This window comes from Candidatus Thalassolituus haligoni (assembly GCF_041222825.1).
Taxonomy (GTDB): domain Bacteria; phylum Pseudomonadota; class Gammaproteobacteria; order Pseudomonadales; family Oceanobacteraceae; genus Oceanobacter; species Oceanobacter antarcticus.
In genome coordinates this window covers 2,067,449-2,080,822 of the sequence record NZ_CP139482.1, presented here as the reverse complement: position 1 = coordinate 2,080,822, position 13,374 = coordinate 2,067,449, and the positions used below count along the sequence as shown (strand labels likewise).

General features: G+C 45.9%; 11 protein-coding genes. 5 read left to right on the top strand and 6 right to left on the bottom strand.

Annotated features, from left to right (window positions below; genetic code table 11):
* Positions 1 to 184: 184 nt before the first annotated feature.
* The 3 genes from SOJ49_RS09300 to SOJ49_RS09290 all read right to left on the bottom strand — a co-directional run bounded on the left by SOJ49_RS09300 (position 185) and on the right by SOJ49_RS09290 (position 2,214).
* Positions 185 to 841 carry an OmpW family protein gene (locus SOJ49_RS09300; protein ID WP_369857942.1) on the bottom strand — a complete coding sequence of 219 codons (657 nt, stop codon included), beginning with the start codon at positions 839 to 841 and terminating at the stop codon, positions 185 to 187.
* Between the two features lie 241 nt (positions 842 to 1,082).
* Positions 1,083 to 1,382 (bottom strand): EthD family reductase, encoded by a 300-nt coding sequence (locus SOJ49_RS09295; protein WP_369857941.1) that lies wholly within the window; start codon positions 1,380 to 1,382, stop codon positions 1,083 to 1,085.
* Positions 1,383 to 2,067: 685 nt separating this feature from the next.
* A complete protein-coding gene (locus SOJ49_RS09290) occupies positions 2,068 to 2,214 on the bottom strand; it encodes a hypothetical protein (RefSeq protein ID WP_369857940.1) in 147 nt (48 codons plus the stop codon).
* Positions 2,215 to 2,320: 106 nt separating this feature from the next.
* Here SOJ49_RS09290 and feaR point away from each other — a divergent pair, with 106 nt between their 5' ends.
* From feaR to styC, 5 genes are all read left to right on the top strand, one after another.
* Positions 2,321 to 3,349, top strand: coding sequence for a transcriptional regulator FeaR (gene feaR / locus SOJ49_RS09285; RefSeq protein ID WP_369857939.1), 1,029 nt, complete (start codon positions 2,321 to 2,323; stop codon positions 3,347 to 3,349).
* A 161-nt stretch (positions 3,350 to 3,510) separates the two neighbouring features.
* Positions 3,511 to 4,917 (top strand): aldehyde dehydrogenase family protein, encoded by a 1,407-nt coding sequence (locus SOJ49_RS09280; RefSeq protein ID WP_369857938.1) that lies wholly within the window; start codon positions 3,511 to 3,513, stop codon positions 4,915 to 4,917.
* 480 nt (positions 4,918 to 5,397) lie between these two features.
* The gene (gene styA, locus SOJ49_RS09275; protein WP_369857937.1) at positions 5,398 to 6,624 is read left to right on the top strand and encodes a styrene monooxygenase subunit StyA; all 1,227 of its coding nucleotides are present in this window, start codon (positions 5,398 to 5,400) and stop codon (positions 6,622 to 6,624) included.
* A 90-nt stretch (positions 6,625 to 6,714) separates the two neighbouring features.
* On the top strand, positions 6,715 to 7,215 hold the full coding sequence (locus SOJ49_RS09270; protein WP_369857936.1) for a flavin reductase family protein: 501 nt from the start codon (positions 6,715 to 6,717) through the stop codon (positions 7,213 to 7,215).
* 12 nt (positions 7,216 to 7,227) lie between these two features.
* Positions 7,228 to 7,713 (top strand): styrene-oxide isomerase StyC, encoded by a 486-nt coding sequence (gene styC / locus SOJ49_RS09265; protein WP_369857935.1) that lies wholly within the window; start codon positions 7,228 to 7,230, stop codon positions 7,711 to 7,713.
* 379 nt (positions 7,714 to 8,092) lie between these two features.
* On the opposite strand, the gene SOJ49_RS09260 is transcribed toward styC, so the two are convergent.
* The 3 genes from SOJ49_RS09260 to SOJ49_RS09250 all read right to left on the bottom strand — a co-directional run bounded on the left by SOJ49_RS09260 (position 8,093) and on the right by SOJ49_RS09250 (position 13,336).
* Positions 8,093 to 8,728 carry a response regulator transcription factor gene (locus tag SOJ49_RS09260; RefSeq protein WP_369857934.1) on the bottom strand — a complete coding sequence of 212 codons (636 nt, stop codon included), beginning with the start codon at positions 8,726 to 8,728 and terminating at the stop codon, positions 8,093 to 8,095.
* On the bottom strand, positions 8,725 to 11,514 hold the full coding sequence (locus tag SOJ49_RS09255; RefSeq protein WP_369857933.1) for an ATP-binding protein: 2,790 nt from the start codon (positions 11,512 to 11,514) through the stop codon (positions 8,725 to 8,727). Before SOJ49_RS09255 ends, SOJ49_RS09260 begins: the two co-directional genes overlap by 4 nt.
* Before the next feature lie 679 nt (positions 11,515 to 12,193).
* Positions 12,194 to 13,336, bottom strand: coding sequence for an IS4 family transposase (locus tag SOJ49_RS09250; RefSeq protein ID WP_369857932.1), 1,143 nt, complete (start codon positions 13,334 to 13,336; stop codon positions 12,194 to 12,196).
* Positions 13,337 to 13,374 lie beyond the last annotated feature (38 nt).

The following is a 13,374-nucleotide window of genomic DNA, read 5'->3' as shown; positions in this document are numbered from 1 at the left end:
TGAGTATATTCAATCAAAAGACACTCCCAAGGTAGCAGGCTTGCCCCTGAAGAGTGTCCGGAATCATTAAGTCATCAGAACAGTTCCCCTTCATCCGCTTATTATTAAGGGACTGAGAAGCGCACTTGAATGGAAGAGCATGAGTCCTACACTCCGAGACGTCCTCAGGGAATGAAGCCAGATTTCAGAAATGAGTTCTCAGCCCGACAGTCGTAATTGTCGGATTCAAACGAATATCAGCATCGGCTCTTGCTCCCCCCATGGCAGGCAAAGTACCTGTTGCAGTGGTTTTAAGAAACACCTTGTTAATATCTATAATCAGCTCAAGCCTATTGCTAATCATCGCTTTCAAACCAGCGACTAAAACTGCTCCAGTCGCATCATTCACCTCAAACTCAGATATAAAACCGTCTTCAGTATCTGTAATCAGGGTATAATTATAACCAACACCAAGGTAAGGTTTTACCATACTATTAGTATTAAAATAGTGACTTACCGATAGAATGGCCGGACCATAGCTGACTTTGCCCAATTCGCCGGCAGATTCCAGCGCTCCCACCCCGGTCAACTTGGTCGTCATAGGAAGGCCTAATGCCAGCTTGGCAACCCATTGCGGCGATATGTCGTAAGTGACACCAAACGCCAAACCGATGTTATTGGTTGTGTCAGCATTCCCCCCCGACACTTCTATTCCACCGGCATAAGCAGTGACGTCAGTATCAAAACTTACGTAGGCAGCACCCAAATAGCCTCCCCAGCGTGAATTCTCTGCCCTAGCAGTCATGGATATACCTAGGATAGCTATAATCACGAGCCCTGCTAGAGGTTTTGTGTTGTTCATATCAGTTCTCCGGTTTTTTTATTCAAGAGTTTATTGGCCGCCGGTTGACAACCAGTCTTTAAATTGATCGTAATTTCTAGTAAATATTTAATTATTATTTGGATAAATCAAGACACACCAGGCATTATTTCCATAACTCAAGCCCACCAAATAAAAAAGGAATAACATTGATCAATTGCCGCAACCACCTCCAGAAAACTCAATAAATTTTTACTTATAAATTACCAAAAATCTCAACCGCTCACAGAAAACGATCAAAATCACTTACCTGAATCAGTGGCTTCATATTGGTATAATTCGAAATATCATTAAATATTTTATCACCACAACCAGAAAAAACCTTCTGAAAATCTTCGATTGATAAAAAGTAAATACAACCAATAACAAGGCAAGGTGCCAAATCACCAGATGGGCATCCACTAATTCCAACACCTATCTCTTGTCTAAGCAGTGTTTTTCCCATTAATGATCTCACCAGTAACATGTGGCGCTCTCGATAGTATTCATAATTTGAAATTGCACCATCATAACTCCTATTCATTAGGCCAACCTTAATCACCCACCTCCACTGAAAAATATGATTTAAGAATTAATCATAAACCCTAGAATTGTTACAACCAGATAGACCGGCGTAATATCAAAAAAATCCGTCCTCTAAGTGATCCCTATGATTCATTCTCGACAATTTACAGCACCGACCGTAATTCCATATTTATAAATCAACTTTTTCGCCACTGAACTGTAAAATCCAACCATCAATGTTTCTTTGATGAGAAAATGCACTACCATCGTTTCATTGGTACAGAAAGTATCTACATAATTTTTCTGCTCTCGCTGCTGCTGTTATTATTATCCGATCCAGCTAGCAATTGCACCTAGCTTCTTCGCTGCAACAGAATAGAACGCAAAACACCATAAAAACAATAAACTTTAGTATCTATTTTTAATGACCTACAGACAGAGACCAACCGAGCACTTAATGAAAAACACCGAAACCAGGCGAAAGGGCATTTATTCTGGCCATTTAAAATGCAAAAATAACGTCTATCAGAGATGAGGGATTACCGAGAGCAGCCCTGAAGAGATTTTCGTCCCTTCAAGCCTTGATACTTGAAATGAAAAAAACTATTTTAACCATGTGATAAAAAATAAAACTCTACCTCCAGTATCTTTAGGGGACATCTATTTAATCCGGTGCTCACTCTGGGCTACCGGATGGTTCCGAATCACGAAGCCGACTTGCAGGCCTGACGGGTCAAGTCAAACGTCGGCGACACAGAGTCGAGATCATCCGGCAGCCCCCGCAGGGCGCAGGTTGCCGCCGTCCAGTGCGGTGTTGACGAATGTGAAAAGGACGTGTCCTTTCGCTGCATTCGCCGCCTTGCCCTGAACAACGGCAACACTCGCGCAGAGCCGTGCAGGATTAAATAGATGCCCCCTTTAGCTCATCAATCGCAAAGAACGAACTAGGAGTTGAAGGTGTTAATACATCCACCCCTAAGGTATCGGAAAATTCAATTTCCGCAGCTTGAGGGATTTATTAACCCCTGCAACGCCCCAGCACAATCACCACTTAGGAGTGTGCAAATGAATATGACCACCCAAGCCCACACGTCCGAACAGTTTGACCATTGGTTGAATGATATTAACAACATCTGCGGTCGCTTTCAGGCCGAACCTGCGGGCGAACCATTCAGCGGTACCATCAAGGGGTATTACAGTGGCAGCCTCAAATTCAGTCATGTGCAAACCCAGCACTGCCGCCTATTCCGAACGGACGCCGATATTCAGGAAGACTTAAACGACCATTATTTTATGGTGTTCCAGCTGAACGGTTGCGCCCAGATACAACAGGCCGACAACCGTAGTGAACTCGCTTGCGGTGATATCTATCTGCTAGACAGTCGCCTGCCATTTGAACTGGTATTCACGAATCAGTCTCAGCAAATTTCGCTCATTTTGCCTCGCAACATCAGCAATCAGAATCAACACAATCACCCCCTGCCTACAGCAAAACGGCTGCATGCGCAGCTTCCCATGACCCGGCTGGCCAATAGCCTAATGCAGGAGCTGGGACAAAACCCCTCTTTGAACATGCTGGAAAGCGACGCTTTTCTAGATGCAATCAGTTCTTTGCTGACCCCACTACAAAGAGAAAAATTCCCTGGCAATTACGTTCAGGCGCGTCAATTTGACAAACTTCAGCGTCTGATTGACGCACATCTTACTGATGCGACCCTGACTCCGGCATGTATCGCCACCGAGGCAGGCCTCTCCCAGCGATCCCTGTATCGGCTGTTTACAGAACATGGAGGTGTAAAGACTTATATTCGAAATCGTCGACTGGATTTTTGTGCTCGAGAGTTGAGAACAGCCATTCATGTTGAAAAAATCGCTGCCGTTGGTTACAGCTTTGGTTTTGTAGATAGCAGCCATTTCTGCACTCGATTCAAGCACCGTTTTGGTCTGACGCCAGCAGCCTACCGTAAGCGCTACCGCCCCGACTAATACTTTGGCGGCAATTGATTGGTTGTTTTCGCCAGTTGGTTTCGCACCACTGCCAAACTAGTATTAGCCACACAGTATTCTTGCTATAAACAGGGTGACACTGTCGCTTACAACCACAGCGAACGATCGAACATATACAACCCAATAAAAAGAGAAAGCTTATGTATCGTTTCGATAACTACATTAACGGCATTCCTGCCGACATCAGCGCAAGCTTCCAGGTTTTTAACCCATCCACGACAGAAATAGCGGGCCATGCCCCAAAGGCAGATACAACCATCCTAGAGCAAGCAGTTGCCGCTGCTCATGCGGCCTTTCCTGTCTGGTCAGCTATTGAAGACCAGCAACGCCAACAGTATTGCCAAGCTATTGCAACCAAGCTTGAAGAGCACCATCAAGAGCTGGCAACTATTCTAACGTCCGAACAAGGCAAACCAATGCAGGGCACTGGCTCCATGTTTGAAGTGGGCGGTGCCATCGCTTGGACACAGTACACTGCATCGTTGGAGATGCCTGTAGAAGTGCTGCAGGATGATGAAACTGGCAAGGTTGAAATGCACCGTAAACCCATCGGCGTTATCGGTTCGATCACCCCATGGAATTGGCCATTGATGATTGCCGTCTGGCACATTATTCCAGCCATTCGCTCAGGTAACACCGTAGTTTGCAAGCCATCACCACTCACACCTTTATCGACTCTAAGGATGATCGAGCTGATGAACGAAGTTCTGCCAGCCGGTGTCGTAAATAGTATTACCGGCGGTGATGAGTTAGGTGCCGCAATGTCCGCTCATGAACAGATAGGTAAAATTGTATTTACTGGCAGTATTGAAACTGGCAAAAAAGTCATGTCATCGTCAGCTGAAACCCTGAAGCGACTGACCTTGGAACTGGGAGGTAACGATGCAGGTATCGTGTTGCCTGATTCCGACCCTACAGAGATTGCGCCAGGGCTGTTCTGGGGGGCCTTTCTCAATAATGGCCAAACCTGTGCCGCACTGAAACGTCTGTACGTCCACGAGTCCATTTATAGCAAGGTGTGCACGGCATTGGCAGAGTTTGCCAGCACCGTTACCGTAGGTGACGGCTTCCACCAGGACAGCGAGCTTGGCCCCATCCAGAATCGGATGCAGTTCAATAAGGTGAATCAACTGGTAAAGGATTCCGTCAATCAGGGTGGAAAGCTGCTGACCGGCGGTCCGGTGAGTGATAACAATACGCTGTTTTTCCCGGTCACCCTGATTGCCACCAGCAACCCGAATGACCCGCTGGTACGTGAAGAACAATTTGGACCAGCCTTACCTATCATTCCTTACAGTGATATTAATGATGCTATTGCCGCTGCCAATGATAATCCGACAGGTTTGGGTGGATCAGTCTGGAGTACTGATATTAATGCCGCCAAAAACATTGCTTTCCGAATGGAGTGCGGTTCAGTCTGGATCAACAAACACGGCGCGATCCAGCCGAACGCTCCGTTTGGCGGTATAAAGAGCTCTGGCATAGGTGTAGAGTTCGGCAAGGAAGGCTTGCTAGCCAACACCAATATCCAGGTAGTCTTCAGCTAAAAGGACATCTTAATCTGGTGCCAGTTTTGGGCGAGTGTTACTGCAAGCCAGAACGGTGTTGGCGAATTTGAAAAGGACTCGTCATTTTGCTCCATTCGCCGCCTTGCTCTGACATCCAGCAACACTCGCGCACGAATGCATGGATGCAGAAGCCAGAGGTTAGAGTTGTGCAGGATTTAACAAGAGCAGGAGATACCATATGATTTTACAACCTTAACCAATGCTCTCAATATTATCCAACATCACCACACAGCGGGCGAGCCACAGCTTTTATACCAACCCCATCAAAATAAAACATACCGAATCTTTTACTTCAATAGCTTGAAAAATAAAAAAATTAATCACAATAAAATTCTATTTATCATAGAGGATAAACTAAAGTTTAAATAATAAATTATTAAACCTTGGTTTATTGCGTATTCTAAAAATAAACACTACTGTAGAAGTACGACTATAAAAATATAACAAAGGGTCTTTAAGATGACTAAGAAAATTGCAATTATAGGTGCCGGAGCAGCGGGTCTTCACCTGGGTATCTACTTACGAAAAAATGATATAGACGTCACTATTTTTACTGATAGAAAGCCTGAAGAATATGCATCGTCAAAACTGCTCAACACCGTTGCACACCATTCGGTCACGATTGATCGGGAAAATTCCATGGGCATTAACCACTGGCCAAACGCTGGCTATTACGGTCATTACTACAACATAGGCGGAGAACATCCTATCAAGTTCTACGGCGATCTTAAACGCCCCAGTCGCGCAGTGGATTACCGTATTTATTTGCCGACCCTAATGCAGGATTTCGAAGAACTGGGCGGCGAGTTCAGCTATGAAGAACTGACCAAGGAAGATCTGGAGCCCATGTCCGAACGCTTCGATCTGGTCACCGTATGTGTCGGTAAATTTGCTTTTGCGGGATTATTCGAGACAAATGAGGCCTACTCGCCCTTTATCAAACCGCAGCGAGCTCTTTGCGTTGGCCTGTTCAAAGGCATTCGGGAAGATAAAACCCGTGCGGTAACTATGTCATTCGCACCAGGCGAAGGCGAGTTGATAGAGATCCCAACCCTTTCTTTCAATGGCATGTGTACTGCACTGGTTATGGAAAATCACTTCGGTGGCGACATGGAAGTGCTAATGAAGACTAAATATGACGACAATCCGCAGGCCTTCCTGGATCTACTATTGGAAAAATTGAAGAAACATCACCCGTTTGTTTATGAGCGTATCGACCGCAAAAATTTCGGTCTCGCCAGTAGCTCTCGGGATATTCTTCAGGGCGCCGTAACACCAACCCTTCGACAGGGCACGGCAACATTGCCTAACGGAAAAAGGGTGATTGCCTTAGGCGATATTCATGCCACCGTTGATCCGGTACTGGGACAAGGTGCCAATATGGCAACTTTTTCTGCCCAGATTATCGGCGAAGAAATTGTTCGTAATAGTGTATTGGATGACCGCTTTATCGAACATATTGAAGCACGCCGTGCTGATCGCGTTCAATGCGCTACCCGATGGACCAATTTTTGCTTGGACGCACTGCGTAAAATGCCAACCCCTTTCATGGAGTTTATTCAGACCATGAGCCAGAGCCGGGAGATGGCCAATGAGTTTACCGATAATTTCAACTACCCAGAAAAGCAGATGGATTATTTTTCCAATCCAGATCGCATCCAGAAATGGTGCGCAAAATACAGCTGATCGGCATTAGCTTGGGACTCAAAGATACTATTAAAACACTAACAGCGGGCGTTATGCGCCTGCCTATTTTAGATATTCAAGGTAACAATCATGACTGAAGTAGCACCCGTCGTAGACAGCCTGGATTTTCGCCAGGCAATTTCAAAATTTACCACTGGCATTGCCTTGGTAAGTAATATGCTGCCCAATGGCAAACCATATGGCATGACGATTAACAGTCTGACATCCATCAGTCTGGATCCCGCCACCCTACTGATTTCCCTTAAAAGTGGCACTATGCTCGATCTCATTGATGATACCGGTGTATTTGGTGTCAGCATCTTGAGCGCCAACCAACAAAATATTTCATCTAACTTCGCTCGCAAAGAAAAGGATGAAAAATACGATCAGAATTTTCTGATTCGTAATGATGTTCCAACACTGAAAGATTGTCTAGCCTGGTTTGAATGCACCGTTGATAAAAAGATTATTCAAGATGATCACACACTAATTCTTGGGAAAGTTAGTCTCTGTAAAAAAGCGGAGACTGAGCTGGCACCTCTAATATTTTTTTCTAGCAGCTATCATTTCCTTCCTGCAACACCAATGTGAGAGGCTGACGACATGACAATAGATCAATTTAAAATAAAAATGCTAGGGCATGGCATATTGATGATCCTTTCAACGCTGATATTCGGTATTGGTCTTTGGGTTAATCTGGTCGGAGGTTTCGAACTGTACCCAGGCTACATTTTGGAATTTAACATTCCGGGCACGCCTGAGGGATGGGCTCGAGCACACACAGGACCTGCGTTAAATGGAATGATGGTCATTGCCTGTGCCATTGCTCTACCCTACCTGAGATTTACGGAAACAAAAATCAGACTGCTGGCCTGGTTTGTTATTCTGGATGGTTGGTCTAATATAATTTTCTATCTTTTCTCCAATTTCTCCGGAAATCGCGCGCTGAGCTTTGGTAACAACATATATGGCCCAGGGGACATTTACAGCGTCATAGCACTGGCACCAGCATACCTGTTTGGTATACTGGCAGTCGTTGCTTTACTGATGATGGGTTCCAATTTGATTTCCAACAAGATCCACTCGTAACTGCATTCCTTTTCGATTCCCTTTCACCCGCAAGCCTTTTCGGGAGCAGGTTATTCTGCTCCTATTTTTTAATTTTTATAGTTCAAATACTATCTAAGAATTGAGTGCCCATCTATTAAATTTTGTGCCTGCGGTAGTTTCATATCAAAAATCCGGTTTGCAGATCAACGTGTCAATTTAAAACAAGTCGCTGTCATTCAGTAGACCCTCAGGGCGCGGGTCGCTGCCAAACAGAGCGGTTGGTGAATTTAGAGCTATCGGGACTAATAGAGGATCCTTAAGTCATTGTGATATTTTTTTCAGCAATGATGCCAGATTACAGCGCACAATGCGTGAATAGGATACGGCACCAAAAAACTAACAAGAGCAGCGCATTTATCTACTGTCTCGGCAGCCCCTTTTTTAGCCCATTGATGGCGACCGCAATTTTGGCCCACGAACGCTCACCAAGTTTCTTCATAAGATTGTGGCGATGCACCTTAACAGTCACCTCAGATATATTCAGTTCGGCACTGATCTGTTTGTTAAGCTTGCCATCCAGAACCAGTTCTAGCAGCACTTTCTCTCTTGGCGTCAGACACTGATAGCCGTTAACAATCGTCTGCTCTCGGCTTTGCTCTCTGCGAGCCTTGAGATCCTGAGCAATGGCACCTTCAATAACACCCAGCAGCGAACAGGTATCGAACGGCTTAGTAACGAAATCAAAAGCCCCCATTTTGATGGCATTTACCGCCATTCGAATATCTCCATGCGCTGTAATAAACACCATAGGGACAAAGCAAGATCGACGCTTCAGGTGTTCTTGCACTTCCAGGCCAGTCATTCTTGGCATTCGTACATCCATCAGAATGCAATAACCTCCGTCATTCAGTGCAAGGGTATCTAATGCATTCAGAAACTCACGGCCGCTACAAAATTCTTGATGGTTAATATCATGGGCTTGCAGTAAATTGGCCAGGCTTTCGCGCACCGAAGCGTCATCGTCAACCAACAGAATATTTTTTCTTATTTTCATGTGATTTTACCTACCACTCGAAAGAAGAACCTTGCACCTCTGGGCATTAGCGGTTCGTAGTCAAGAGAACTGCGGTGACTTTCAAGAATTCCGCGACAAATGGATAAACCAAATCCCAGCCCATCCTTTTTGTTGGAATAGAAAGGTTCGAATAAATTGTCGATCAGAGGGAATGCCAGACCAGGACCATTGTCTTCCACCGACATATTGACAAAGCCATCACTGGCATCACATCGCACCAGAATCTTTCCTGCAGTGCATTCATAACATCCTTCCAGTGCCTGAATGGCGTTCAGAATCAGATTTACGAATACCTGTTTTAGAGACACGGGGTCTGCGTAAATTTGGTGATCCTTCACAATGTCGAACTCAAGTTCGATACCCGCAGCCTGAGCCTCATAGGAAACGATCCTTGCAACATCTTTTAGCAGCTCGGAGGCCAAAGTAAAGTGCAGTTCCAGGGAGGAGCTTTTAACAAAATTACGAATAGAGGAAATCAATTCCACTGCACGATCTGCGTCGCGCCGAATAAGCCCCAGCGAACGATTCACGTGCTCAGGATTGGCTCGTTCGCCATTTAGCCAAAGGTCACAAGCATGAACATTCGACACAATCGCCGACAGCGGCTGATTGATTTCGTGAACAATAGAGCTGGCGAGCTCATTGACAATAGATATTCTGGAAAAACGTTCGATTTCCTTGCGTGATAACATCAGGCTTTCCCTGATGTGCTTTTTCTCGGTGATATCTTCGAAAATGCCCACTAGTAACACTGGAGCGGACACCGACGCTGGCACAACAGAAATACTCGAATTGACCCATACTTCCGTACCAGATTTGGAAATAAAGCGCATTTCATAGTGATTACTGGAACTGTCGAATTCCAACAATTCACCAAACCGGAACAAATGCGATGATACATCTTCAGTAGCGGACAAATCGAACACAGACATTCCCGTCATCTCATCGTCCTGGTAACCAAGTACCTGACTGAAGAATGGATTGGCATCTACCACATCCAGATTGCTATCGATCACAGCGATTCCAACGCAAGAATTGTTGAAAATCGCGTTCATCCGGTACTGAATTTCCTTTTGCTCGTCCAGCACATTCTGCAGATTGCTACGCGCTTCAATCAGTTCTCGAATCAGGCTGATCAAATCGTTGTTGTGTGTGGAGAGTTCCTCCCGGATTGATAGCTTGGCCTTGTGTAATTCGATGATATTGCGCACTCGCGACAAAAGCTCAGGAATAAAAAATGGTTTGGTAACATAATCATCCACGTAGCCCGACAACAAATCGATCCGTGCTTGTTCATTCTTATTGGCCGACAGCGCCAGAATAGGAACATCTTGTAGTTCAGAAGATTTCTTGATTTCTCGAATCAACTCATAACCGTCCATGCCAGGCATCATTAAATCGGTAATCAAAAGCAATGGGCGCGCCTGCCGAAGCGTTGTAAGAGCAGCTTGGCCATTACTAACAACTACAACCTGATAAGAAGAAGACAGTACCCGCAATAACATTTCAGCAACACCATCGTTGTCTTCTGCAAGCAGTACATATGACCCATCTGTCGTCAGCTGTTGCGGAGCCAGTACCTTATTGTCCTTTATCGGATCAGCAATATCCGGAGGTAATATCACCTGGTCTCCCTGAATGATTGATTCAACCGTATACACCAGGTCATCACCGTGAATGATATCCTCTCCAACTGGCAGATGAATCTCAAACCGAGTGCCGCTCGGCTGGACGTCTTCAACTCGGATGGAACCACCATGCAACTCACAATATTCTTTGACGATAGCCAATCCCAGACCGCTTCCAGCATGATAACCAGACCGCTGGTGGTTACCGGTCTGAAAACGATCAAACAGGGTGTTTTTGAGGTGTATTGGAATGCCGGGACCATTATCAGAGATAGCGACAACAACGACATCCTGAGAGCGACTAACGTCGCATTCGATCAGGCCATTGGCAGGAACCACCCGGATAGCATTACCCACAAGGTTGAATACGATCTGCCGCACCTTGGATACATCAACAGTGACTCTGACTGTCGGAGCGGCATGCAGAGTAATCTGAATAGAGCGCGATTTGGCATAACTGTAAAAATTGGATAGCACCGTCTGCACAATCTCACGAAGATCGCAGAGTTCGAAATTCATCATGGCTTTACCAGCATCGATTTTTGCGAGTTCTAACATTTCATCAACCAGATACAACATACTGAGGGCATTAGTACGGATTGACGACAATTCCATCGGGTCATCATTTTCACCGAGCCTAGACATCAGGATATCGGTATTACCTAGAATTAGGGAAAGCGGCGTTTTCAGTTCGTGGCTAAGGTTAGAGAAAAAATTCTTCTGGTTGCGCGACAATTCCTCATACTCTTCAAGCAAATTTATTAGCCGCTGGTTTTTCTGATCGACCTCTCTCTCAAGATTTTTTTTATCCGTAATATCGCGCCCTTCGGCCAGTATAAACGCCACGTCACCTTCACCATCGAACATTGGTTTCAGGCTGTAATCTGTGATTATTTTTTCACGTCCCTGGTTTTTACCAAAAACTTCCAAATCTTCACGAACAAACTGCCCGGCCAATGCCGACTGTACGAATTCACGCTGCTGATGCCCACTGAGCTCATTAACCTGAAACCAGGGAGAATCCCAGAAATACTGTCCCCGAACATCTTCAAGACGACAACCAACAGCCTCTAACGCAGGCAAATTGATATAAATAATCTTGCCTTCCAGATCCAGCAATCCGGCGAAATGGAACATATTATCCAGCACCAGACGAGCGTAATTATCAACAATATTCAGAACAGTCTCCTTTAGGGAACATCTATTTAATCCTGCACGGCTCTGCGCGAGTGTTGCCCTTGTTCAGGGCAAGGCGGCGAATGTGAAAATGACGCGTCCTTTTCACATTCGTCAACACCGCACTGGACGGCGGCAACCCGCGCCCTGCGGGGGCTGCCGGATGATCTCGACTCTGTGTCGCCGACGTTTGACTTGATCCGTCAGGCCTGCAAGTCGGCTTCGTGATTCGAAACCATCCAGTAGCCCAGAGTAAGCACCGGATTAAATAGATGTCCCCTTTAGCAAGCCACACCCATAATGTCATGACATGCAACTTTGATCCAGAATCACTGTATTCCCAATAAACCTTGGTTTATTTTTAATATATCGGCATGAATTATTACAATAATCTGAGACTGCAATTGATATGAAGCTGGACTTTAAAAAGGAGTTCGTAGTATGTAAAATGCTGAGTCGCGTCCACGCTTGTAGTGGTCAACCCATTTCGGATACGGTTTTAAGTTTTTCTTTCGCTGCGTGAGGGCTAATCCCTCCATTCGCGGTATGTTGCCGCTGCTGGTTGTAAGAACCCATCAGATAATGGCCAATATCCACCTTTGCTTCCTGTTGTGAACGATACTAAGTCACTACTGTCCGGTTAACCAAATCCCAGACCCAGCTGCCCTGTATCATCCGGCAAATCCGGTGGTTTTCTGAACACCTCCAGCAGCGGCATTCGCTGCATAAGTACCGATCCCAGTCGGATTGACACATTCCCCAAACGCCTTTCAGGGGCCACGCCTTGCTGGATCAGACGCAACAGCACATAGCTGATCATCGCCACTAAAACCTGCAATTTGACGGCGTTTTCTGACGTACCATAGAACTGTTTGATCTTGAGATTCTGCTTGATCCACTTGAAAAACAATTCAATCTGCCAGCGCTGTTTGTACAAATCCGCAATCGCCAGAGCGCTGCGTTTCAGGTCATTAGTGATGAAGACCAGCTCCTTGTCATCCTGCTGACGATGAAACACGACTCGCCTCAAGGTGCGGCCTTTCAGATACGATCGGGTCTTGTAACACACTTCGATTTTTTCATCCCTCACCACACCCACCCCTTTCGGTGGCAGAGACTTCGTGACCTTGTAATTCATATCTTTCTTCATCCGGCCCACAAACAGACAGCCCTCATTCACGAGCTTTTCGAGCCACGCCCCACCGTTATAGGCACGATCAAATACGTAAGTAGTTCCTTGAAAAACAGAGAGTTGAGAGATGGCGCGGCCATCGCTAACTCTAGCGTCGGTGATTTCAAAATAGATGGGCGTGTCGGCATTGGGATCGTAGACCGTATGGATTTTGACACCGCTTTTATTCTTCCGGAAATGGGCCCATTGGTAGCGTGACTGACAGAGGGAGATGGTGGTGGAGTCGATCAGTTGCACCTGAGTGATGACTTCCCGAAGACCTTTCTGTCTGGCCAAACGGGACAGCAAGCGAAAGAACAGCATGTAATAGACCAGCGTGGAGCGCTTTTGATTGGCATCGGCCAGTGTGCTTTTGCGAACGGGCTTCAGGCCCAGATGGTACAGACGGCGGGATTGAACATCGAGCTGTTCAACCAGCCCTCGCAGAGAGGAAGCACCACTCAGCTGACCCACCAGCAAGGCCACCAATTGCCCCCAGCATGACAAGGTTCGTGTGCGTTTGTCGGCCCGGTATTGATCGACGGTTTTCTGAAATTGATGACGAGGGATGACGTTGAGTAGCTGTGCCAGTACGGTGTTAGAATGTGCCAAGCCCGGTTCCTCTGAATGATGTCTGTGAGAAGCTTCAT

Bases quoted from the DNA above. Each gene is read 5' to 3' on its own strand.
- SOJ49_RS09300 (WP_369857942.1), bottom strand. From the start codon at position 841: ATGAACAACACAAAACCTCTAGCAGGGCTCGTGATTATAGCTATCCTA.
- SOJ49_RS09295 (WP_369857941.1), bottom strand. From the start codon at position 1,382: ATGAATAGGAGTTATGATGGTGCAATTTCAAATTATGAATACTATCGA.
- SOJ49_RS09290 (WP_369857940.1), bottom strand. From the start codon at position 2,214: ATGCAGCGAAAGGACACGTCCTTTTCACATTCGTCAACACCGCACTGG.
- SOJ49_RS09280 (WP_369857938.1), top strand. From the start codon at position 3,511: ATGTATCGTTTCGATAACTACATTAACGGCATTCCTGCCGACATCAGC.
- styA (WP_369857937.1), top strand. From the start codon at position 5,398: ATGACTAAGAAAATTGCAATTATAGGTGCCGGAGCAGCGGGTCTTCAC.
- SOJ49_RS09270 (WP_369857936.1), top strand. From the start codon at position 6,715: ATGACTGAAGTAGCACCCGTCGTAGACAGCCTGGATTTTCGCCAGGCA.
- styC (WP_369857935.1), top strand. From the start codon at position 7,228: ATGACAATAGATCAATTTAAAATAAAAATGCTAGGGCATGGCATATTG.
- SOJ49_RS09260 (WP_369857934.1), bottom strand. From the start codon at position 8,728: ATGAAAATAAGAAAAAATATTCTGTTGGTTGACGATGACGCTTCGGTG.
- SOJ49_RS09255 (WP_369857933.1), bottom strand. From the start codon at position 11,514: ATGTTCCATTTCGCCGGATTGCTGGATCTGGAAGGCAAGATTATTTAT.